Source organism: Bacillus sp. FSL R5-0593, assembly GCF_038603755.1.
Lineage (GTDB): Bacteria > Bacillota > Bacilli > Bacillales > Bacillaceae > Bacillus > Bacillus velezensis.
Genome location: NZ_CP152011.1, coordinates 884,790 through 907,365, shown reverse-complemented (window position 1 = coordinate 907,365; position 22,576 = coordinate 884,790). Strand labels below are relative to the sequence as shown.

Below are 22,576 nucleotides of genomic sequence, written 5' to 3'. Positions count from 1 at the left end.
AAACGTATGCCGCCCATTCGGACGGCATACGTTTTTGTATCAGTTCAAATTCTGAATCGTAAATAAGTGTCTGTACTGGCCGCCTTGGGCCATTAATTCCTCGTGCGTACCGGTTTCGACGACGGCGCCGTTTTCCATGACGACAATTTTATCCGCGTGCGTAATCGTGGACAGCCTGTGGGCGACGATAAATGTCGTCCTGTTTTTCGCAAGCTTTTCCATCGCTTCCTGAATGTAGTGTTCACTTTCCAGATCAAGAGCCGATGTCGCTTCATCCAAGATTAACAGCGGCGGATTTTTTAAGAATACACGCGCGATGGAAATCCGCTGTTTCTGCCCGCCTGACAATTTGACGCCCCGTTCGCCGACTTTGGTTTCATAGCCTTCGGGGAAATTCATAATAAATTCATGGGCATTTGCCGCTTTCGCAGCCGCAACCACCTCATCCAGAGACGCTCCCGGTTTACCGATGGCGATATTTTCACGAATCGTCTCACTGAACAGAAACGTATCCTGAAGCACCATTCCGACTTGATTGCGGAGGCTTCTCGCTTCATAATCGCGAATATCTGTGCCGTCAATCAGCAGGCTGCCGCCGGATACATCATAAAAACGCGGTATGAGGCTGACAAGCGTCGATTTACCGCCGCCGCTCATCCCGACGAGCGCGACGGTTTCCCCTTTTGTCACCTTTAAGGAAACGTCCTGCAAAATCGTTTCTTTTCCTTCCTCATAACGGAACGAGACATTTCGGAATTCAACTTCGCCCTTAATGCCGTCAGCTTTTACTGCATTCGGTTTATCAGTCAGTTCATACGGCTCGTCGATAAATTCAAATATGCGGTCCATTGAAGCGATCGACTGGGTCAGGGTCGTCGATGAGTTGATCAATCTTCTGACCGGATTGTACATTCTGTCAATATAGCCGACGAACGCAACCATCGTCCCTACCGTCAGCGGACCGTTTATGACAAAATAACCCGCAAACGCGATAACGAGCAGCGGCGCCAAATCCGTAATGGTATTCACGACTGCAAACGTTTTTGCGTTCCAATTCGTATGACGGATCGCTCTGTCCAGAAAATGTCCGTTTTTTTCATCAAAATTGGCTTGTTCATAATCTTCAATGGCAAAACTTCTGATGACGGGCATCCCCTGAACTCGTTCGTGCAAATGTCCCTGAACTTGGGCGAGTGCCTGAGAACGCTCACGTGTCAGTTTTCGGAGACGGCCGTAAAAGTATTTCACTGAAATTCCGTATAACGGAAACAAAATGACAGATATCAATGTCAGCTTGACATCGAGTGTAAACATAATGCAGATGACGATCAGCACCGTCATCATATCAAGCCAGATATTCATCAGTCCGGTTATGACAAAGTCTTTTGTCTGTTCGACATCATTTATCACCCGGGAAATGACTTCGCCCGTTCTCGTGTTGGCATAAAACCTCAGGCTCAATTTTTGAATATGATCAAACAATACTCCCCTGATATCATAGAGCACCCGGCTGCCCGTCCATTGCGCGAAGTATTGCCGATAGTACTCTACCGGGGGACGCAGAATTAAAAACAGCACAAACATGATGCCCATGATCGTGAATAGCGATGATGTTTTAGCGCTTGCCGTTCCGCTCCCTTGAATAATGTCATCGACCACGTATTTTAACAGCAGCGGGAGAGCCAGCGGGATGGAGAATTTTATGATGCCGATTAACACTGTGATAAAAATTTGTTTTTTATAAGGTTTTACAAATTGCATATAGCGTCTGATTACGCCCACACTTTATCCCCCTCTCTCTTTAAGGCGTGTGAGCCCATGTGAAAAACCTGTTGACACCCCAACAGGTTTTTTATTGTATTCTTTATTTTGTATAGCGCAGATACCGTTCATACCACATATCAACAAATTCCGGAGCAAACGGTCCTTTCCGCTGATGAATCCAGTGCAGCAGCGTATTCAGATACTCCTTCAGAATGCTGTCGATCTCTTTAGGGTAATTCATTGATTTGCGGTGGTCATCGTATTCATCCTCGTCAAGAATGTTATACGTCATATCCGGAAACACCTTGACATCCAAATCGTAATCAATATATTTGATGGCCTCTCCGTCATAAGCGAACGGCGAGCTGATGTTGCAATAATAGTGTACTCCGTCATCTCTCAGCATTCCGATGACGTTAAACCACTGACGGGCATGAAAGTAGCAGATCGCCGGTTCTCTCGTCACCCACGTCCGTCCGTCGGATTCCGTCACCATTGTCCGGTCGTTGGCTCCGATGATACACAATTCCGTACTTTTTAAAATCGTCGTTTCATTCCAAATTCGATGAAGCAGCCCGTTATGCTTATAGCTGTGAATTTGAATGGTTTCTCCTTCCTTGGGATATCCCATATTTCTCCCCTACTTTCTGTAAAGCCCTGCAGTCAATGCAGCCGCAATTGCTTTCCGACAAGTCTTTTCACTATTATAACGTTACGAATTAAAAAATGAAAATAAAAGAACCACTCCGCTTCCGGAATGGCACATTCATTTCTGCACATAGGAAGACGGCTTTTCCGTGCTGCGATAAGACTGGATGACTTGCTCTGTCTGCCTTTGGAATAACTCCTGTATGCCGGCCAGGTCTTTTCGCTTTGTCGCAATTTCGTCCTGTACATTGTCCAGCTTTGCATCTCTTTCCAGACTGATGAGTTCCGCTTCCACCTGCCGGCAGCGGTCAAGTTCTGACTGCAGCTCGAGAAGCTGATCCATGATTTTCATCTGTTCACTTACAAGCTTTTCAAACTCTGACATCGGGTTCCTCCTTAGGCTTTTAGGTTGATACTCCTTACCATTTCGATTTTACGCCGGAAAACCCTTTGACTCATTCTGTAGAGGAATCACAAGTTTTGTCGTTTTGGCAACAGAAAAAAGCACTTCCATCCGAAGATGAAGTGCTTTTTCGTTTCAGTGATTAGCTGTTTTGCTGTTTGTTTTGTTCAGCAGATTGGTTTTGCTTTCTAACCTGCTGCGCATCAGTTTCACTGCCGAATTCAGTGCCGTATTGACCCTGACCGGAAGCTGATTGCTGGTTTTGTCTTTTCACCTGCTGAACGTCTGTTTTGCTGTATTTTGAGTTTGCCATTGTTATCACCTCCACGCACTTTAGAATGCGCAGGAGATGATAAGGCTATTCATCTTTTTTTAAAACTTATACGAGCAGAGAACGTCCGCCGTCAATAATGATGGTCTGGCCGCGGATCATGTCCGCTTTTGAAGAAACTAAAAACTCCACCGTATCGATCATATCTTTAATTTCGACCATTCTGCCGGCCGGCGTATTTTGGCGGGCATCTTCCAGCAGTTCATCTCTGTTAGGGAAATGCTTCAGCGCGTCCGTATCAATCGCTCCGCCTGACACCGCGTTTACGATGATATTTTTCGGAGACAGCTCAACCGCCAGATAACGGGTTAACGATTCTAAAGCGGCTTTTGAGACTCCGACCGTCGTATAGTTTTCAAGATAGCGGATGCTGCCGAGCGAGCTGATGCTGACGATGTGGCCGCCTCCGTTTTTCTCCATCATCTTTGCCGCTTCCTGGGCGCAGAAAAGCAATGCTTTCGCATTGATATTCATTGTCCAGTCCCAGTGTGTTTCTTCGAGTTCCATGACCGGTCTCAGCACGCCTGAAGCCGCATTATTGACGAACACGTCCAGTCTGCCGAATGTTTCGTCAATCTGGCGGAACATGTCTTTGATTTTTGCCGGCTGGCCGACATTGGCTTTAATGACGAGCGTTTTAACGCCGAGTTTTTCAATTTCTTCGGCGGTTTCTAATGCCGCTTTTTTACTGCGGGCGTAATTGATGACGATGTTGTATCCTTTTTCCGCGAGTCTGATGGCGGCTGCTTTCCCGACGCCGCGGCTGCTTCCCGTGATCAGTGCGCATTTATTTTGTTCCATTTTTCCTCAGCTCCTTGCTGTGTATAGTTCTTTTCATTCAACAAACAATAAAAGCAATATGTGTTGAAAGGGGTCTTTTATATGTATGTCGGACGTGATATGGGCGAATTGGCCATGATGCCCAAAAAAGATTGGAGAGATTCAGAGCTCGCCTATTTCCATCATGCCTTCCAGCAAATTATGCCGTATTTAAACGAAGAAGGCCAGTCCAAATACCGGGAACTGATTCAGGAAATCGAAGCCCGCGGCGGACTGAAACGGAATGAAGCGGATTACGGCCACGGCACTCGCGTCAGCTATGACTGACGTTTTTTACAGGCGGCCGCTTTCTTCCGCCATTTTCCATATCTTTTGATGGGAAACGGGAAATGCGTATTCCTCGAGCTCCTCTTTTGTGACCCGTATGAATTCCGTTGTATCCGACACTTGTTTTACTTTACCGAAAAAGACCGAAATATTCCAGACGAGATGGGTGAAAACATGTTCTACGATGCCTTCCAGCTCCCCGATTTCAGCGGTTGTTCCCATCTCTTTTTCTAAATAGGCTTCAAGCTGCTCTCTTTCGGTTTTGATTCCTTTCTGGGTTTCGGTATTCGGAAACTCCCACAAGTTGGCGAGCAAGCCTTTTGGCGGCCGTTTATGAATATAGACATCGCCTTGATCGTCTGTCAGCACAACGGCTGCCATTGTTTTTATTCCGGGCTTTTTCTTTTTGCTTTTAACGGGCAGCTCCCGCTCTGTCCCTTCCGCAAATGCCGAACAGTGCTTTTGTACGGGGCAAAGCAGGCAGGACGGCGATTTCGGGGTGCAGATGATCGCGCCGAGCTCCATTAAACCCTGATTGAATTCAGATGGTTTTTCATGAGAAATGAAAGCGGATACCGCCTGTTCGAAAATGGTTCTGGTTTTAGGTTTTGCGATATCGTCCCATATGGAAAGAATTCTCGACATGACACGCATCACATTGCCGTCTACGGCGGGAATCGGTTTGTTGTATGCGATGCTGAGCACGGCGCCTTTTGTATAAGGGCCGACGCCTTTCAGTCCGCCAAATTCCTTTTCCTCGGCAGGGACGACTCCCCCGTACCGCTCATGCACTTCTTTTACGGCGCTTTGCAGATTTCTTACACGGGAGTAATAACCTAGCCCTTCCCAGGCTTTGAGCACTTTTTCCTCATCGGCTTCAGCGAGCGCCGAAACGGTCGGAAATTGCTCAACAAACCGCCGGAAATAAGGGATAACGGTTTCTACGCGCGTCTGCTGCAGCATCACCTCTGACACCCACACCCGATACGGGTCCTGATTTTCTCTCCACGGCAGAATTCTCTGTTCTCTTTCGAACCATGTAATTAAGTCCTCGCGAAATTTGTCTATATCTTTTTGTTTCATTTTTTCTTCAAGTGCGTTCATATCTTCTCCTCAGATGTTTCGGGTTCCGCTTTTCTTGACACCGTATTTTGGTGTAAACTTAGGGCACGTTACGATAATATGTTACATTAAATAGTGATAAAGAAAAAGCGGAAACATATGAGAACGGCGGATAAACGCCATGATTGGGCAAACAGAAAATGGGGAATATCTTATAATGCGAAATATGCGGGCGACTGATTGTTAACGCCTGCTAGGAGGTCAACAATGGATACTGGCACTCACGTTGTCATGGGTATCGCGCTTGGCGGAATCGCAACTCTTGATCCTGCCGTCGGCATGCACACCCCCATGTCTCAGGCAGTTATGATCGCCGCTCTTGCCGGCTCTCAGGCACCTGATATTGATACCATATTGAAGCTGAAAAATAATGCCGTTTATATTCGAAATCATAGAGGGTTCACGCACTCCATTCCCGCCGTTTTATTTTGGTCCGTTCTGATTCCGGGTATTTTGTTTATGTTTTATCCGGAAGCGAACTTTTTGCACTTGTGGCTGTGGACGCTTCTCGCTGTCGTTTTGCATGTGTTTGTTGACATTTTTAACGCGTACGGCACGCAGGCCATCCGCCCGTTTTCGAGAAAATGGATCGCTCTCGGTTTAATCAATACCTTTGATCCGTTTATTTTCGTCAGCCATTTGGCCGCGATTGCCATGTGGTATATCGGAGGTCATCCGGGCGTGACATTTCTGATGCTTTATATCATCCTCGCAGGATATTACGCCGTCCGGTTTTTGATGCAGCTGCGGATAAAGCGAAGGCTGCGCGAAATGATTGAAGAGGAGATTGAAACCATCATTATTTCGCCGACGATGAAATTCAGGCAGTGGCGTATCGCCGTGACGACGGCGCATGCCTTTTATGTCGGCAGAAGCCTTGACGGCCATGTCGTGATATTGGATACATTCAACCGCGTGCCCGTTCCGGAAACCGATGTGATGAAGGCCGCAAAACAGGACGAAAATATTGCAGCCTTTCTTTCATTTTCCCCCGTTTACAGGTGGGAGGTCGATACCTTTAAAGATCATTATGAGGTGCGTTTTATTGATTTACGCTACCGGAGCAAAGGCCACTATCCTTTTGTCGCCATCGTCCACCTCAGTCATGATTTAGAGCTTCTCTCTTCTTACACGGGCTGGATTTTCAGCGAGGAAAAATTGCAGAAAAAATTAAAGCTCGGCTCTGTTTAAGAGCCGGGCTTTTTTTGTCTTCTCACATATATAACCGCAAACACGAGGCTGATCACCGATAGAGCGGCCGCGGGTTTAAAAAACGGCGGGTAATACGTTAATTGAATATCGTTTTTTCCTTTTTGCGCTTTAAATCCGATAAAGGAATAATCCGCTTTTTCAATCTGCTCTTTTCTGCCGTTTATCTTCAGCTCCCAGCCTTTTTCATATGGAATCGGAAGCATGATATACGGCGCGCGGGTTTTGTTATCATACGAGATATGAAGCGTATTTCCGCGCCAGCTGAGATCGGCCCGCGGTTCTTTTTCCGCTTTTCGGTATGCGCTTTTCAGCGTATCGTACCGTTCTTCATAAAGCGCCAGTCCGTCAAGCTGATAAGATCCTTTCGGCAGACGGATTTGGATGTTTTTTGTTTTCGGCACTCTGACAGTAAGATCGTTGATACCTGTTTTGTAAATGGATTGATTCGATTTTCTCGTTGTCGTGTAATCGTTCACTTTTAATGTAAAGCCCTGGTCCTTCGCTTTATTCTTCAAATAAAAGCTGACGTAATAATCGCCGCCGTCCATCTTAGCGGCTTGCGGCGTAATGATCAGGCCGCCGCCGTCTTCGTTTACCGTCAGGATGCCGTTATGATAATCGCCATGTTCGGCCGCTACCTCTGCATGGCGGATCATATTATTCGCCTCAGGCGCTTTTTTCGTGTTGGTTGTGCTTGATTCCGTGACGATCCCGTCAAGCATTGCCCGTTCCCTGGCAAGGGCGGGCGCTTTTTTCAGGCCGCCCTCGTTATATACGCGATCGGCTGTCCGTACGAACGGAAGCATATATTGATTTTGATAAACCGCATAATGGGTTGATTCCATGATTTTTTTGAACCCGTACGGCACGCCGGCCTCGTTTGTTTTTTCCGTCATATAATATTTTCCGTAAAGCAGGCTGTATAAATTAGCCCTGTTTCCTAATGTGGCATAACGGCTGACGCTTTCTCTGCCCATGTCAATCCGGAGGTCGTTCCAGTAAAAGGACAGCAGATTGCGGTTCAGTATGCTTGAGTATACGCTGAATCCGTTGAATCCGTATATGATCGGGGTGTTATTGAAAACACCGTTCATCCAATCTAAACGGGCAAACGGATCAGGGTCTTTTTCTTTCAGACGCTGAATGAGCTCTGATTGTTCTTTGCCTTTATAGTCAGCACCCGTCATAAAGGTATGCGATACCGTATAAATCTTCCCGCCTTCTGATAAAGCATATTTTTCATATGTATTAGCCGTAAGCACAGCCGTAAGCAAAATGACGGCATAGACGGCGGGCACCGCGCCTTTCAGTCTTGTCTTTGCTGCAAAGAAAGCGGCTATGCTCAGCACCAGAAGAAGGATGACGGGCAGGTTGGCGTGATCAGAAATATCCAGACTGTACCGCCTCACCTGGCTCCAATAGAGCAGAACGACGAGTACGGCGGACATCAGCATACTCTTCATGCTGATGTCTGAAAGCTTAGAAAGCCCGGCTGAAACCGTTCCGGCAATCGTGAAGCACAGGACGTATTCAAACCTGTTCTGCGGAGCTGAAAAACCGTTAAAGGCACTTGCCGCGAACGGACTGAAGTGAAACAGAATATACAGCAGACTGATTCCCGCAAACAGCCGGAACAAGCGGTTTTTGTATAAAGTAAATGTAAATAGAAAAAGCAAAAAAGCCGCCGGCAGGATAATAATCCGGCTTGAAAATAAAATGTTGTCGGAAAAATCAAGCCATGCAATATGCTCTGAATACGGCGGCCGCAGATTATGAAGGTATCCGTATACGACAGGAATAAAGGAAACTGCGCTTATGCCGAACCCGAGAAGGCCCGACAGAATAAATATCCTGCATTGAGTGAGCTTTTTCGCCTCATTGCCTTCAAGGGGGATCACCCACCTGAATAAGATATAAATGCCGATGAAAATCAGATTAATATACGCAAAATAAAAGTTGTTGATCAATGTCAGCGCACAGGCGAAGATAAACCACGCCGGCTTTTTTTCCCGGATGATTTTTTCCGCGCCCAACACAAGCAACGGCAGCCACACCATACTGTCAGTGAAAAAGTCCCAATATACCTCATGCCGGAAGTAAATAATCGAGACCCCGTACAACACGGCGCCGGCAAAAGCAGGCACCGTCCGTTTGACGAAATAACGGAACACACACGCCGCCGTGAATATGATAAAACTCTGCTTGGCAATGCTGATAAAAACGGAGGCCTGCGCCCAAAACAGCGCATCAGCCTCACCCGTCAGCTGAATAAGCTGCAAAAAGCGGACAGCGGCGGAGATAAACAGGAATAGAAAAGAAGTAGAGAAATAATAGCCGAGCTGACTGTACACGCCCCCGCCCAGTCCGAACGAATAGCTGTAAAACAGCCTGCCGTTCATATATTGATCAAACAGCAGCTTTTTGAAGACCGCCATTTGGGCGATCCCGTCTCCAGACCCCGTCATATAGCGGCCTGCCGACCACTCTTTTAAGAAAAAAATATGAGCGGCTGCCGCAGCCAGCACACAGGCTGCCGGCAAGATCCATTTATTTTTTTTCATACAACGTCCCCAGACCCTGCGCACAGCGGCGGCTGTTTAATGGTTCCACTTGCGCTTTTTTGTATAATTCGATTCATTTTGTTCTCCGTACGTTATATTCGCTTCTTTAATTAAATAGTGCGGGCGTTTTTTTGTTTCATAGTAAATCCGGCCGATGTATTCTCCGATGATGCCGAGACTCAAAAGCTGGATGCCCCCTAAAAACAGCACGGCGGAAATAATGGTGAAGTATCCGGGTACAGACACGCCGTGTGTCAGAATATGAACAAAGGTCGTTACAATATAAACCATCGACAGAAGCAATATCAGAATACCGGTGAAAAAGCATACCCTAAGGGGCTTGTTGTTGAAGGAGACGACACCGTCCATTCCGTAGTTGAACAGATTGCTGAATGACCATTTGGACGTGCCGTTCTTCCTTTCGACATTTTCATAAAATACGATTTTCTGGTCAAACCCGATCCAGCAGAACAGCCCTTTCGAGAAACGGTTCCCTTCACTCAGCTTCAAAAGGGCATCAACGGCCTGCCGGCTCAGCAGGCGGAAATCTCCGACCCCGTCACGCAGGTCCACTTCGACGGCTTTGTTGATAAATTTATAATACAGGGAAGAAAGCACGGAACGCACGGGGCTGTCCCCTTTTCGGTTGCGCTGCGCGATGACTTGGTCATACCCTTCTTCATAGCCTTGAATGAAGTCTTTCAGCAGATGGGTCGGATGCTGCAGATCGGCGTCCATCACGATTACCGCTTCGCCCTGCACGTGTTCAAATCCTGCCAAAATAGCCGCTTCTTTCCCGAAGTTACGGGAAAAAGATATGTATTTGACGCGATGGTTTCTGGCGGCCAGTTCTTTAATCTGCTGAAGGGTGTCATCCGCGCTTCCGTCATTGATGTAGAAAATTTCATAGTCATAATGAATCGTCTGAAACTCTTTTTTTAAAGATTCATGGATGAGCTTGACGTTGTTCCCTTCATTGTAAGACGGAATAATAATTGAGATTAACCTTTGTTTCATGAAGGCACCTTCTTTGTATTATTCTTTTTTTTAGGACGGCCTTAAAGGAATTGTCCGCAAAACTTCAGTAAGGCTTTTCCTTTTTTTAATGACGTTTAAACCCTTTTTTTGTTACAGGGAAAGAAAATTTTTTCTGCATATGGTTTATATTTTGTCATGTTTTTCGGCAGATATGAGAAAAAAAAGAAAAAGTCTGTACGCGGGACAGACTTTATTGCTGAAGGTATTCATGAATCAAATGGCTGACGATGCGCGGTTTTTCGTGAATGACCCAATGTGAGGCATCATCTATGAAGATTAAGTCGCCGTTTGGAATCATCCGTTTTGTTTCCTTGGCGAGCTTTTTGCTCAGCGCTTGGTCATTGACGCCCCATATTAATCGGTACGGAACGGGCATTTTAAGCGGAACGGCAGGGCCTAAACCGCCGGCTCTGATCGCCCGGTACCAGTTCAGCATCGCCGTGAGCGCTCCTTTTCTGCCCCAAGCTTCTTTGTAGCTGTCGACATCTTCCCGTGAAAAAAGCGCCGGTCGTTCGGATAAGCCGATCGCGTGATCCAATACGCGGTAATTGTCTTCAGACAATCTCCGTTCCGGCTTTTCCGGCAGCTGAAAGAAAGCGATATAAGAGCTTTTCTTCCACTGCGGCGGGTAGAACGGTGTGACCTTCCGCATAACCGCCGGGTGCGGGATATTGACCGTGATCAATTTTTCAACGTATTGCGGCCGCGTGGATGCTAAATGCCAGGCCACGGCTCCTCCCCAATCGTGGCCGATGACGACGGCTTTGTCATCTGTAAAATGCGTGATCAGCCCGATAATGTCGTCTCTGAGCGTATCAATGGTATAGTTTTCAATGCCCTCCGGTTTGTCACTGAGATTATAGCCGCGCTGATCAGGCACGACAACATGGTATCCGGCATCCGCCAGCGGTTTGATCTGACTCTTCCAGCCGTACCAGAATTCCGGAAACCCGTGCAGCAGCACCGCCAAAGGACCGTCTTTCGGACCGGCTGAAGCCGTGTGCAGCGTCACTCCGTTTGTTTCGATCATGTGAAACGTAATGTCATTCATCGATTCTCCTCCCCGTTTGATTCAATCTTCTTTCTGTTAAGACGATGATCAGTACGCTGATCACAATCAACAATACGGCCTGAACGATCAGGGCGAACGGCTGAGTCAGCCGGATAAGCAGGCTGCCCGCAAATCCAGCTGCCGCCGAAATAAGGCCGAACAAAATCATGAGGAGCGCACTGAATCGATTGCCTTCTTTCCACTGCGACTCATCCGCCATAGAGCGCTTCGTCCGATATCCGTACAGGCTGTTGATCGACTTCGGCGGAAAAAATGTGACTAAAATGCCGGCCGCAGCCATCAGAAGGCCGCCGATTACCATTATCATATCCCTCACTCTCCTTTTCATCTTTTACGAAAGGAAAGGCGGAAGGTTTCAGAAAAAAAGCAGGCTCATTCGCCTGCCTGAATCTTTATTTTTGAGTTAAGTCGGCCGTTTTCACATAACCTGCTTTCCCGCCGTATGTGACGTACGCCCATTTACGGTCAAATCCTCCGTCATGGCTGAACCCCCAGCCGAGCACATTGACGGTTTCACCCGCTTTAACGGACCCTTTTTTGCCGGTTTCCAAAGTCGGCGTATAAAAGGCGGTTTGTTTCGCGGTCACCGCCTTCACCGGCTGCTTCATCAGAAAATGCGTGGAAATATAGGCTTTGTGCCCTTTGTAGTCAATCTCAGCCCAATCTGTTCCTTGAAGCCGTTTAACCTTTACGGAATCCTCTGAACGAAGCGTGCCGATAATCGCCCCCTGTTTATTTGGTTCTTTGCGGACGTTAAGTTCTCCTGCTTTCACGATATATGTATCTGCTGCGGTGTCTATTTTTGTCTGGTGAACTGCTGCGGCATTCGCTGCCGGATCGAAAAAAACGGTGCCTGCGGCTAAAAATAAGCAAAGTCCTGCGGCCGGAATAAATGCGGTTAACCCCTTTTTCATGTTCATTGTGGTTCCTCCCCGCTATTTTATAAGTTATTACACATTTCCACATTCCGCCGGTCGCCAAACATGATTTTCCTATTTCTTTTATAAAAAAAACCGCCGGACGATATCCGGCGGGCGCACTGCTATGTTAATGCAGGAGACCCCTGCTTTGATCCAAATAATGAGAAACGTCTTCCCGAACGCTCTGGAACATATGGAGCTTGCTGCCGTATGATTCGATCCATTCCTTGACGACGCGTTCCGTCATTTGCTCTCCTTGATACGGGCGGCCGGCTTTTGCGTAAGTCGCTTCGAAATCTCCCCATAAAAGCTCAACCCAAGTTCGCGCTTGCAAATAGCTGAGCATGTCATTTTTCTCAAGCAGCAAATTCGTCAGTTTGTCGATATATGTATTCATGTCTCTGTCTCCTTTCCTTGGGAAAACCTGCTACTTTTACGCAGCTTGTCACAGGCATATACTAACTTTACGTCTTCAGTCCAGAAGGCGCAACCTTTTGATATTGGCCGAGGGGGAAAACAAATGGTCCGGAACAAGGCAAAAGGATTTCCTAATCAGAACAATAATAAGTTTGAAGGCGAACCGCGGGCAAAGGATGACTACGCTTCTAAACGGGCGGACGGTTCAATTAATTCGCACCCGCAAGAACGCATGAGAGCTTCAGGCAGACGATAACACACACCGTAAGAGACCGGGAATGACCCGGTCTTTTTTTTGCGGAGAAAAACATTCTTTTGCGGTCATAACGCTAAATAAATTCCATAATATGTTAAATGTTCAACCGAAAGCCGGTAGACAAAAAAGGAGGGGTTTTATAAAATGAAGACAGTTTCAAAACGATTGCTGAGCCTTACCGCATTCTTACTGTCAGTTTCATTATTTGCTGTTTCAGCTGAAGCAGCGGGCAGCCCGCAGACATCTGTATCAAACAGCGGTGAGGAGTTTGACGCACATCTGAATCAGCCTGTACAAACAACACAGACATCCCCCGCTTATGAAGGAACGGGTCTCACCAAAAGACAGCTTGCACAAAACAGCAAAGCTGACATCAAGTCATTAAAGCCTTCCAGTATTATTGGGACAGACGAACGAATCAGAATTTCTCCTACAACATCATTTCCATATCGCGCGACAGCACAGCTGACCGTCACATACAGCGGCAGCACAAGCACCTACGGATGCACCGGTTTTTTTGTCAATGCCGACACGATCGTTACGGCGGGACATTGCGTGTATGACCAGAAAAACGGCTGGGCATCGAAAATTACGGCAGCTCCCGGCCGCAACGGGTCATCGTACCCGTACGGCTCTTATTCAGGAAAGACATTCTACAGTGTCAAAGGGTGGACAGAAAACGGTGACACAAACTATGACTACGGCGCAATCAAAGTAAACGGGTCGCCCGGGAATACTGTCGGCTGGTACGGCTACCGGACGACCAACAGTTCCAGTCCGGCCGGGCTTTCCTCAACCGTGACAGGATATCCGTGCGACAAAGTGTCCGGTTCCATGTGGTCGGACAGCAAGCCGATACGTTCTGCCGAGACATATAAACTTACTTACACGACAGATACGTTCGGCTGCCAGAGCGGATCGCCCGTTTACCGCAATTACAGCGACACCGGCCAGACCGCCATTGCCATTCATACAAACGGCGGGTCGTCTTACAATTTGGGAACAAGGGTGACAAACAGTGTATTCGACAACATTCAATATTGGTCAAATCAATAAAGCTTTTGTTTTCTTTCTCGCGGCGGCCGTTTTATGCGGATGCGGCAAAGCGGATGATTCCGCCGCCAAAAAAGCACTGCCTGTTACGCTCCATGTTGAGGATGCAGACGGCTCACCGGCGGCCGGTGTGACGGTCACCGTGATGAAAGCGGCGGAGTCAGATCATCAGCCGAATATAGACCGCGGAGAGATAATAGGCAAGACTGATCACCACGGCGAGATTGCATGGAAAAGCGGCGCGAAAGGAACCTATGCCGTCGTTTTTGAAAAAGACGGAGTACCGGAAACCCGGAATATTTCCTTAGCTGAGAATGATAAACATACGGTGATCAGCATTACATTGAAACACTGAAAAAAGCTTGCAGGCGGAATATCCCCTGCAAGCTTTTTGTTATCCTTTATGCACTTGGTATTCATAGATATCTTTCTTCTCAGACAGATGAGCGAACGTGGAAAGCACAAGGCCGAGAGCCGTCATCAGCGCACCGCCGGCAAACAGCCATGAGTAAGATCCCGTTCCCCCGAGAATCAATCCGCCGATCCAGGCGCCGAGCGCGTTTGCCAGGTTAAAGGCAGAAACGCTCACCGCAGCGGCGATTGTCGTGCCGTTTTCAGAGGAAGAAATAACCTTGGTCTGCAAAAGCGGCGGCGTGCCGAACGCACATGCGCCGAACAAAAATGTCGCTGAAACGGCGGCGGCGGGAAAAACAGCGATATAAGGGAAAATCGCCAAGACGCCGATCAAGCCGATCATCACACCGATCATCGTGCGTGTCAGCAGTTTGAGCGGCACTTTCCCCGCGAAGAAATTCCCCGCCACTCCGCCGAGACCGTAGGCAAATAATGCGCCTGTAATGCCGACTGTGCCGAACCCCGCTGAATCTCTTAAAATCGGCTCAATAAACGTGTAAGCGATAAATACGCCTGAGTAGCCGAGAATGGTGATCGCAAAGGAAAAAATCACTTGTTTATGCTTAAAGACACTCCATTCATTCATCAGCATCGGAATCACTTTCGGTTTTCGGTTCGGTACGACCAGCATCAGTCCGATCAGCCCGATCATGCCTAAAACGGAAATAATGAAAAAGACGGCCCGCCAGTTAAGGGCATCCCCTAAATAAGAGCCGAACGGGACACCGAGCATCAGCGCCACGGTTAATCCGCCGTTCATGGAAGCGGCGGCGGCGGAACGTTTTTCAGGCGGCACCATTTCACTCGCAAACACCATGGCGATCGCAAAAAAAGCTCCGTGGATGGATGCGGATAAAATTCTGGAAATCGCCAGCACGGCGAAGTTTGGCGCAAAGACGCTCATCAGGTTGGCAAGGACGAAGATGCCCATCAATCCTAGCAGCACCGGCTTTCTCGGCAGCTTAACCGCGATAATGGTTACGATCGGGCCCGTCAGGCAGACGCTTGCCGCGTACGCCGTAACAAGCATGCCCGCTGAAGATACATGTATATGAAAGTCATCGGCAATCGACGTCAGAATACCCATGACAGCATATTCCGTATACCCGATGGAAAATGTGCAAATCATTAAAACAAAAATCATTAATTTCACAGATGGCTGTTTCATTTTGATATTCAACGCAAATCGCCTCCTTTTTATTTAAAAAACAACGAATTCCATCTTAAAAGATATCAAAAATGAATTCAATCATTTTTTACTGAAAGTATGAAACGAATGTGCCCGAAAAGAAAAAGAGGCCGGAACCGGCCTCTTTTGTTATTTTTTTTCTTTTAAAACGGAAATCGGCAGTGCTTCTTCCCCGTCAGACGGGGAAGATCTGTGTCCCCAGGCGAATACGCCGTTGATGTAATCAATGCGGAAAGTGTCATCAGAACCTTCTATCTGATACACCCCGCCGGGCCGAAAGTCTTCCGGGTTCAGCATGTAAGCTTTGGCCATCGTAATTTTCCGTTCAAGCACGGCCAGTTCATTTACAATGCCCATCTGTTCCGCTTTTCGCGCTTTTTCCGTCAGTCCCGCAATTTCTGTCTGTAGTTCATGAGGCGTCATTTGACTGTATCGTTTGTCCATTTCAGTTTACTCCTCTTCCTGCAAAAATTGATCAATATCGTCAATCGAGAATCCTTTTCTGAATAAGTACTGTTTAACCTTCATTCCGCTTTCATAGCTGCCGTCATAGCGGTATTTCCTGATCGCTTTTTCCGCATGAGCCTTCAGAGCTTCCATCTCGGCTTCATCATCATTTTCATACTCCGTCTGCTCCAGAGCGGCATTGATGACGTCGAAAGGGAAACCTTTTCGCTGAAGCTGCATCTGCGCCCGCTGTCTGATCTCTTTTGTGGACAGCTTTTTGTCTTTTTTGAGGATTTTGCCGATATGTTTCAGCGCTTCTTGTATCTGCTCATCAAATGTAAACGCACTGAGCGTCTCCTTGATGGTATCGTCGTCTATTCCTTTCGCTTTCAGCTCGCGGAACAGGACGTCAGGGCCTTTGCCGTTTGTTTTTTTGTGGGTGCTCGCATAGGCTTCGGCAAATTCTTTGTCATTTAAGTAGCGGTAATCGTACAGTTTATGGATGACTTCAGAAATGACGATGTCCGGTGTTTCTTTTTTCTTCAGATGATCCCGGACTTCTTTTTCAGAGCGCATCCGGTATGATAAAAATTCTACGGCGCGGTTAAAGGCTTTTTTCACGTCATCGCCGTACTGGATTTCAAGAATGTCAAGCTCGTCCAGTTCTTTCCCTTTTTTCAGGTCAAAACGCACAAGCACGTCGGCGTCGACGCTGAATGCATATTTCTCATCAAGAAAGATGTTGAAGCGCTCGGTATTTTTCTTTTGGGTCGATATTTTTGTAATAAACGGCATCCCGGTCTCCTTTCCCGCCCCGATGTTCAGGCGTTTTTCTTTTTGGCAAATGAGGTACAGTATATGTATCAACGTGTAAGGAGAGATGGATATGAATATCGCGATGACAGGCGGCACTGGTTTTCTGGGCCGGCATCTGACAGGTGTGTTTACCCGCCGGGGACATCATGTCTATATTTTATCAAGAAAACAGAGAGAAACCGAACAAAAAAATGTGACATATGTTCAATGGCTGGCCGAAAACGCGGCGCCTGAGCGCGAGCTTCCCCCTATTGATGTATGGGTGAACCTCGCCGGCAAATCCATCTTTGACCGCTGGACGGACACAACGAAGGAACAAATCATCTCAAGCCGGGTAGAAGCGACGAGAGAAGTCAGACGGATTATGAAGCAGCAGCCGAAAAAACCCCGGGCTTTAATTCAGGCAAGCGCCGTCGGCATTTACGGCACAAGTACAGAGAAAACGTTCACCGAACAGTCCGATACGTCAAATGAAGACTTTCTCAGTCATACGGCTCATATATGGGAACGTGAAGGCCAGAAAATTGAAGCGCTCGGCATCCGGACGGTATATGCCAGATTCGGGGTGATGCTCGGTGAAAAAGGCGCCCTGCCGCTCATGGTTCTCCCTTATAAGCTGTTAGCCGGCGGCACCATCGGCTCTGGACGGCAGTGGCTGTCATGGGTTCATGTCGATGATGCCGCGGAACTTATCGCTTATGCGGCGGAGCATGATGACTTGTCCGGTCCCATGAATGTAACATCGCCGAACCCCGTGGAAATGAAGCAATTCGGAAAAACGATCGCAGGCGTCCTGCACCGCCCCCATTGGATTCCCGTACCGGAACTTTTTCTGGAGAAGGTCTTGGGAGAAATGAGCCTGCTGATCGTAAAAGGCCAGCGCGCCCTGCCTAAGCAGGCGCTGACATCCGGTTTTCAATTTGCGTATGAAGAACTTGATTTGGCTTTAAAGGATCTCTTATCTGCATAAAAACGGAAATAAAAGCCAATCCTATTGGTATTCTGTTTTGAAGGAGGGTCTTCTTTTATGGAAAAGAAGCGCGAAAAACATCAGCAGGGAGCCAATCTGAAAAAAATGCAGGAAGTCCTTTATTCCGGTGAATTCAAAAAAGCGGAAAGAGCAGCCAAACGGAAATAAACTGAATAAAGATCGGGATTGGACAGATACTATGTTTGTTTGATATCACTTTTTTCAGGGGGCGATTGATATGGGCAGAAATCATACTCACAAAAACCGTGATAAAAACAAACAAAAACTTCCTCAAGTTCCGGATGCTTTGAAACGCGAAACAGACGGCACATATGAGGAATATTCAAGCGAGCTTGCTGATTCCGCTGACCGTGAAGCGCAGGCGCGGATGAAAGCCGCTGACAACAGAGCTAAAAGCAAAACCCGCTAATACGAAATCCCCGCCTCTGTATAGAGACGGGGATTTTTTTTACAGTTCGGTAAACAGGCTTTTTGCCGGCGTCCGTTCTTTCGCCTTAGGCTGTTCATCAGGATAGCCCGTTTGAATGATGGCGGCAAAGCGCTCATTGTCAGCAAGGCCGAAGTCTTGGTGCACCTGTTTGTCATACATAATGCGGCCGCTTTTCCAGACCATGCCGATGCCGTTTTCATGTGCGAGAAGCTGAAGGTTTTGAATCATGCCGCTCAGCGCCGCGAAATCATCGTTTCTCGTAAATTCATTTTCATCTTCTTTTAAGACGACCAGCAAAAATCCCGGAACGGCGCTGAGGTTTTTTCTCATGTTCCGCTCTTTTTCCTCGTTGAAATCATCTTTTATCTTTTTGAAAAATGAGACGTAGCTGTCCGCAAGCTTTGCTTTTCCCGCTTCGCTTGCTGCGTAGATAAAACGCCATGGCTCCGTCAGTCTGTGGTTCGGTGCGTAAACGGCCGTTTCAAGCATATCTAATATGACTTCAGAAGGTACGGTTTCCGGTTTAAACGACCGGATGGATCTTCTGTTTCTGATTGTATGTGCAAGACTTTCGTTTTGCTGTAATTGTTCGGTTTTCGGCATGCCGATTCACCTTCCTATCCAAATGAAAATGATTATCATTTATAATATAACGGATACGACCGGCTTTTGTAAACCGTTACGGAAGCTGAAAATTGATTGTTTCGGCATACACGGCCGTTCCCGTCATCTTGATGTTCATCTCTCCGTTTTCCTCCGTGATCCTGATTTCCACTTTTCCGTCTTTCCCGATTTCCTGGCCTTGTTCAATCGTGAGGCATTCGGCTTCGGAGCCTCCGTATTGCCGCATATAGGCTGCCATGACGCCTGAAGCGGTTCCCGTGACGGGATCTTCGGTCGTTCCGGAGAAAGGGGAAGAAAAATGGCGTCCGTGCAGATCACTTTCCGGATGAACGGTTTCCAGAGAAAACGGATGAACGCTCGCTTTCGGAAGATCGCGCAAAATAGCGGGGAATTGTGCGTTGTCCGGCACCATATTCCGTGATGCTTTAAGTGATCTCAGCGGAACAATCAGTGTCCAGATCCCCGTTGATCCGTAAACAATCGGCAGCCCGCTGTGAAAATCCTCAGCCGTAATCCCGAGCGAGGCCGCAAGCTTTTCTTTGTCGCCCGTAAACGGCAGAAATTGCGGGGGAGCCTGTTCGAGTGTGATGTATACCCGGCCGTTTCGTTCAGCGGCTTTTGCGGGAAGAATGCCGGCTTTTGTTTCAATTTGATATGCCTGATCAGCCTGAAGCCTTCCCTTTTCAATTAATGCGTAAAGAGAGGCGACGGTAGCATGTCCGCATAAATTCATTTCGTGGCCGGGTGTAAAATAGCGGATGCGCAGATCGGCTTCCCCGCTTTTACAGAGAAATGAGGTTTCATTGTACCCTGCCATTTCGGCGATCATCTGCATCTCTTCATCTGAATAATCATCTCCGTTAAAGACGATTCCCGCGGGATTTCCCAAATCCGGAATATCGGAAAACGCTTCATATTTAAACACGGTTGCCTGTTTCATTCATCAGCCTTCCTTTCACCTTATGATCATGTTATTCAGTATAACAGAGTAAAATTAGAATTTTTAGTTAATTATTCAAAACCAAAAAAAGACGCCTTTTAACGGCGTCTTTTTTTGGTTTTTCCGATCAGGCGGGTGACGAGGATCATCGTGACGGACAGCGATCTGTTTTTGCGGTACGCCAAGTATTTCCCGCGCCACTCCGGTTTGTATTTTTCTTTAAAGGCCCGCAGCCCGCTGAAGCTGTACATATACCGGACGTTGTTGAAGATGACGGCCGCGGCTCTTTCCGACCAGAAAGATGTAAAAGCCGTACCTACGTTTGACAAAGGCGCCATGCCCATATTGAAGGTGGTATAGCCTTTTTCCTGCGCCCAGAGAAACAGACGGATGAAAAGCGCGTCCATAATACCGTTCGGCGCGCTTTTCCGATAACGCATCAAGTCGACGGATATCTCGCCTTCCTGATACATCGGCATCAGGTTGGCAAAAGCGATGATCTCCCCTTCCTCGTCTTTCACGTAAGCAATCGGCGCCTGTTCCAAATAATCCCGGTCGAAGAAACCGAGAGAAAAACCTTTCTCTTTTTTCGGTCCGAGCCATTCGTCCGAAATGTCTTTCAGTTTGGCGATAAACTCGGAGGAAAACGGCGGTTCCCCGACATGAAATGTGTAGCCTTCGCGGTCAAATTTGTTGTTAATCGCCCGCAGCCCCGCTTTTTTCTTACCTGAGAGCGTAAAGGCCTCCATATCCACGAACGCTTCTTCTCCAAGCTTGAAGAAGTTATAGCCGAAGTCATGGTACAGCGCCAGATCTTCACGTTCGATCTGATAAAACATGACACTCAGCCCCTGCTTATGCGCTTCATTCAGAAATTCCTCAATCACAAGCGGAAAAGAGTCTCTCTGTCCTGACGGATCACCGAGCACGACAAGCCTTCTGGAAATCTGGCTGAACAATAAAAGCGCTTTGCCGTCGCTTGAGAAATAAAACCGCTTATCCCCGAGAAAACCGAGATGGCTGAGCGCATTTCCGCCTTCTTCCGCCAAAAAGGACTTCAGCCGTTTAGGATCGGCCTCTTCTCCGATCGGCTTCGATCTTTTATGATAAAAGAACGTAAACAAAAGGAAAAACAGCGGCACAACAATAATGGCCGTCATCGTGGCATATGTAATGTGCGAATTGTTATGAACGAAATAATCGTGGCGCAAGAGCCGATTCATTTTATCCCAGATAAAGCCGGCAATGAGATTGTAGTTAAACAAAGCGATAATAAACAGAGCGGCCGCAAAAATCATCTGGCCGAGCGTATACGAAGCCTGCTCTCTGATAAACTGCCGCTTTAACAGCACAAGCAATACGATGACGACAGGCAGAATAAAGATCGCGCTGATGTTCAATCCTTTTAAGAAACTGAACACAAAACCGCCGACCAGCGCGGCAACCGCCATTGAATAAGAACGTTTCGTCCGTTTGTATAATTCAATCGGCAGGATTAAAAGAATCAAAGCCGCGCTTAACGATAACGCGTTAAACGCAAGGAGCGCCGGGCGCGGAATATGCGGGATGACCGTCTCCCTGTCAATCGGCAGGGCGACGGACGCCAGCACGACGACTCCCGCCATGAAAACCAAAAGCGACAGCGATCCGTAAAGCACCCTGATTAAGATAGCGCGCTGGAATACGAGAAGCACGTTCGTCGTTTCCACGGCGGGCGCCATCTTCGGATTTGATTCCAGCCGTTTAAGCGTATTTTCCGTTAAATCGCCAGCCGCAAAGAACAGCCCGAACACAAACGGAATAAATGAATACACAATCCGGTAGATGACGATGGATGTCACAACCGCCTCCTGCGGAAAGCCCATATTCTGCATGCCGAGCAGAAACAGAAGGTCAAACGAACCGAATCCTCCCGGCACAAGACTGATGATTCCCCCGATAGCGGCAATGGCAAATACACCGAATACATGGCGGACATCCGCGTGAATTCCCATGACATACAAGGAATAATACATGACGACAGCCGCCGCAAACCATTCAGCAAACGATGCCCCGATGTAAGAAAAAACCGGATGCCTCGGTTTTGCTTCACCGTCTTCTGCGCCAGCTTTTTTATTGTTGATCCCAGCGGCGATTAAGGCTGCCGGCACAATAAGCGCCACTCCGGCGATAACAGCCCACAGCCACGGTTTCTCACCTGTAATCTCTCCAACCGGCAGAACCCGGGCGATGGTCAACATACTGAAGACGGACAGCCCGAGCAGCGCTGAGGACGTAAGCCAGGCGATGCCTGCGACAAGGCGTTTTACGTCATTCGTATGCTCTTTGTAAAGCATCGTCCGCAGCCCGACGCCCGCCAGACCGCCGAATCCAAGGACATTGTTAAAGGAATTGGCGATAAAAGAGACCCTGAATACTTTCCAATTCGGAATGTTGAGGCGAAGCGTCCGTTTCAGCACAAAGTCATAAAAGGACATTGCGCTGACGGCAAGAAGGCCGAGCAGAACGAGAATAAATAAATCGTAACGCTCAATCCCGTTAATAATGTACAGCGTTCGTTTAAAAGAAAGGTCTGTCAATTCCTTTTTGGACTGATAAATGACTAAAAGCAAAACTGCAATAGGAAATAATACTTTTAATATCGATAAGGCATTCTTTTTAGTCAGCAATGTTCTCTCCAATCATCATAAAATAGCTTATTTATTATAATTCCCCCAATAATCTCCAACATATTATACACTACCACCTCACATTCAAACAAAACTCGTCTGCAACTTTCTTTCTCTGATTAAAATCAGTAATATGATATGCAGGAGTATAA

General features: G+C 47.5%; 26 protein-coding genes. 8 read left to right on the top strand and 18 right to left on the bottom strand.

The annotated features are described in order from the left end of the window. Positions 1-39 precede the first annotated feature (39 nt). The 5 genes from NYE36_RS04425 to fabL all read right to left on the bottom strand — a co-directional run bounded on the left by NYE36_RS04425 (position 40) and on the right by fabL (position 3,947). Positions 40-1,782, bottom strand: coding sequence for an ABC transporter ATP-binding protein (locus NYE36_RS04425; protein ID WP_014417243.1), 1,743 nt, complete (start codon positions 1,780-1,782; stop codon positions 40-42). 82 nt (positions 1,783-1,864) lie between these two features. Next, on the bottom strand, positions 1,865-2,395 hold the full coding sequence (locus NYE36_RS04420) for a DUF402 domain-containing protein (RefSeq protein WP_003155475.1): 531 nt from the start codon (positions 2,393-2,395) through the stop codon (positions 1,865-1,867). Between the two features lie 135 nt (positions 2,396-2,530). Continuing rightward, on the bottom strand, positions 2,531-2,797 hold the full coding sequence (locus tag NYE36_RS04415) for a YgaB family protein (RefSeq protein WP_003155476.1): 267 nt from the start codon (positions 2,795-2,797) through the stop codon (positions 2,531-2,533). Between the two features lie 160 nt (positions 2,798-2,957). Continuing rightward, on the bottom strand, positions 2,958-3,128 hold the full coding sequence (locus NYE36_RS04410; RefSeq protein WP_003155477.1) for a gamma-type small acid-soluble spore protein: 171 nt from the start codon (positions 3,126-3,128) through the stop codon (positions 2,958-2,960). A gap of 66 nt (positions 3,129-3,194) precedes the next feature. Continuing rightward, positions 3,195-3,947, bottom strand: a complete 753-nt coding sequence (gene fabL, locus NYE36_RS04405; RefSeq protein WP_003155478.1) for an enoyl-[acyl-carrier-protein] reductase FabL — start codon at positions 3,945-3,947, stop codon at positions 3,195-3,197. A gap of 81 nt (positions 3,948-4,028) precedes the next feature. On the opposite strand from fabL, the gene NYE36_RS04400 reads away from it, so the two are divergent. Then, positions 4,029-4,253, top strand: coding sequence for a hypothetical protein (locus tag NYE36_RS04400; RefSeq protein WP_007408563.1), 225 nt, complete (start codon positions 4,029-4,031; stop codon positions 4,251-4,253). Between the two features lie 6 nt (positions 4,254-4,259). Here the strand turns inward: NYE36_RS04400 and mutY are convergent, their stop codons facing one another. Further along, entirely contained in the window at positions 4,260-5,357 is a 1,098-nt protein-coding gene (mutY, locus tag NYE36_RS04395; RefSeq protein ID WP_012117124.1) for an A/G-specific adenine glycosylase, read from the bottom strand. Positions 5,358-5,582: 225 nt separating this feature from the next. Between mutY and NYE36_RS04390 the strand changes: the two genes are divergently transcribed. Continuing rightward, positions 5,583-6,566 (top strand): metal-dependent hydrolase, encoded by a 984-nt coding sequence (locus NYE36_RS04390; protein ID WP_015239434.1) that lies wholly within the window; start codon positions 5,583-5,585, stop codon positions 6,564-6,566. Here the strand turns inward: NYE36_RS04390 and NYE36_RS04385 are convergent. From NYE36_RS04385 to NYE36_RS04360, 6 genes are all read right to left on the bottom strand, one after another. After that, positions 6,563-9,148, bottom strand: a complete 2,586-nt coding sequence (locus NYE36_RS04385; RefSeq protein ID WP_265451326.1) for a YfhO family protein — start codon at positions 9,146-9,148, stop codon at positions 6,563-6,565. The genes NYE36_RS04390 and NYE36_RS04385 overlap by 4 nt on opposite strands. Positions 9,149-9,184: 36 nt before the next feature. Beyond that, the gene (locus NYE36_RS04380; RefSeq protein ID WP_015239432.1) at positions 9,185-10,165 is read right to left on the bottom strand and encodes a glycosyltransferase family 2 protein; all 981 of its coding nucleotides are present in this window, start codon (positions 10,163-10,165) and stop codon (positions 9,185-9,187) included. Between the two features lie 211 nt (positions 10,166-10,376). Next, the gene (locus NYE36_RS04375) at positions 10,377-11,237 is read right to left on the bottom strand and encodes an alpha/beta hydrolase (protein ID WP_015417065.1); all 861 of its coding nucleotides are present in this window, start codon (positions 11,235-11,237) and stop codon (positions 10,377-10,379) included. Beyond that, positions 11,230-11,565: an SdpI family protein gene (locus tag NYE36_RS04370; RefSeq protein ID WP_062623301.1), complete on the bottom strand. Its 336-nt coding sequence runs from the start codon at positions 11,563-11,565 to the stop codon at positions 11,230-11,232. Before NYE36_RS04370 ends, NYE36_RS04375 begins: the two co-directional genes overlap by 8 nt. Positions 11,566-11,650: 85 nt before the next feature. Then, entirely contained in the window at positions 11,651-12,178 is a 528-nt protein-coding gene (locus NYE36_RS04365; protein ID WP_062623300.1) for an SH3 domain-containing protein, read from the bottom strand. A 127-nt stretch (positions 12,179-12,305) separates the two neighbouring features. Continuing rightward, entirely contained in the window at positions 12,306-12,575 is a 270-nt protein-coding gene (locus tag NYE36_RS04360) for a YfhJ family protein (RefSeq protein WP_003155492.1), read from the bottom strand. Between the two features lie 123 nt (positions 12,576-12,698). Here NYE36_RS04360 and NYE36_RS04355 point away from each other — a divergent pair, with 123 nt between their 5' ends. From NYE36_RS04355 to NYE36_RS04345, 3 genes are all read left to right on the top strand, one after another. Continuing rightward, a complete protein-coding gene (locus tag NYE36_RS04355) occupies positions 12,699-12,851 on the top strand; it encodes a small, acid-soluble spore protein K (protein ID WP_003155495.1) in 153 nt (50 codons plus the stop codon). A gap of 144 nt (positions 12,852-12,995) precedes the next feature. Then, on the top strand, positions 12,996-13,907 hold the full coding sequence (locus NYE36_RS04350) for a serine protease (protein ID WP_014417237.1): 912 nt from the start codon (positions 12,996-12,998) through the stop codon (positions 13,905-13,907). Continuing rightward, positions 13,870-14,259 (top strand): DUF2606 family protein, encoded by a 390-nt coding sequence (locus tag NYE36_RS04345; protein WP_265451327.1) that lies wholly within the window; start codon positions 13,870-13,872, stop codon positions 14,257-14,259. The genes NYE36_RS04350 and NYE36_RS04345 overlap by 38 nt, the downstream gene beginning before the upstream one ends. A 39-nt stretch (positions 14,260-14,298) precedes the next feature. Here the strand turns inward: NYE36_RS04345 and NYE36_RS04340 are convergent, their stop codons facing one another. The 3 genes from NYE36_RS04340 to recX all read right to left on the bottom strand — a co-directional run bounded on the left by NYE36_RS04340 (position 14,299) and on the right by recX (position 16,749). Beyond that, positions 14,299-15,492, bottom strand: a complete 1,194-nt coding sequence (locus tag NYE36_RS04340) for an MFS transporter (RefSeq protein ID WP_031378905.1) — start codon at positions 15,490-15,492, stop codon at positions 14,299-14,301. 144 nt (positions 15,493-15,636) lie between these two features. Beyond that, entirely contained in the window at positions 15,637-15,951 is a 315-nt protein-coding gene (locus NYE36_RS04335) for a YfhH family protein (protein WP_007408553.1), read from the bottom strand. 6 nt (positions 15,952-15,957) lie between these two features. Next, entirely contained in the window at positions 15,958-16,749 is a 792-nt protein-coding gene (gene recX / locus NYE36_RS04330) for a recombination regulator RecX (RefSeq protein ID WP_094032655.1), read from the bottom strand. A gap of 91 nt (positions 16,750-16,840) precedes the next feature. Here recX and NYE36_RS04325 point away from each other — a divergent pair, with 91 nt between their 5' ends. The 3 genes from NYE36_RS04325 to NYE36_RS04315 all read left to right on the top strand — a co-directional run bounded on the left by NYE36_RS04325 (position 16,841) and on the right by NYE36_RS04315 (position 18,170). Next, a complete protein-coding gene (locus tag NYE36_RS04325) occupies positions 16,841-17,740 on the top strand; it encodes a TIGR01777 family oxidoreductase (protein WP_342496879.1) in 900 nt (299 codons plus the stop codon). A gap of 57 nt (positions 17,741-17,797) precedes the next feature. Further along, a complete protein-coding gene (locus tag NYE36_RS04320) occupies positions 17,798-17,908 on the top strand; it encodes a YfhE family protein (RefSeq protein ID WP_003155504.1) in 111 nt (36 codons plus the stop codon). Between the two features lie 70 nt (positions 17,909-17,978). Then, complete coding sequence (locus NYE36_RS04315) at positions 17,979-18,170, top strand: YfhD family protein (protein ID WP_003155508.1); 192 nt, start codon at positions 17,979-17,981, stop codon at positions 18,168-18,170. A 39-nt stretch (positions 18,171-18,209) separates the two neighbouring features. On the opposite strand, the gene NYE36_RS04310 is transcribed toward NYE36_RS04315, so the two are convergent. The 3 genes from NYE36_RS04310 to mprF all read right to left on the bottom strand — a co-directional run bounded on the left by NYE36_RS04310 (position 18,210) and on the right by mprF (position 22,424). Next, entirely contained in the window at positions 18,210-18,794 is a 585-nt protein-coding gene (locus tag NYE36_RS04310) for a nitroreductase (RefSeq protein ID WP_007408549.1), read from the bottom strand. 76 nt (positions 18,795-18,870) lie between these two features. Then, positions 18,871-19,755: a PhzF family phenazine biosynthesis isomerase gene (locus NYE36_RS04305; protein ID WP_265451328.1), complete on the bottom strand. Its 885-nt coding sequence runs from the start codon at positions 19,753-19,755 to the stop codon at positions 18,871-18,873. 98 nt (positions 19,756-19,853) lie between these two features. Beyond that, the gene (gene mprF / locus NYE36_RS04300; protein WP_251257658.1) at positions 19,854-22,424 is read right to left on the bottom strand and encodes a bifunctional lysylphosphatidylglycerol flippase/synthetase MprF; all 2,571 of its coding nucleotides are present in this window, start codon (positions 22,422-22,424) and stop codon (positions 19,854-19,856) included. Positions 22,425-22,576 lie beyond the last annotated feature (152 nt).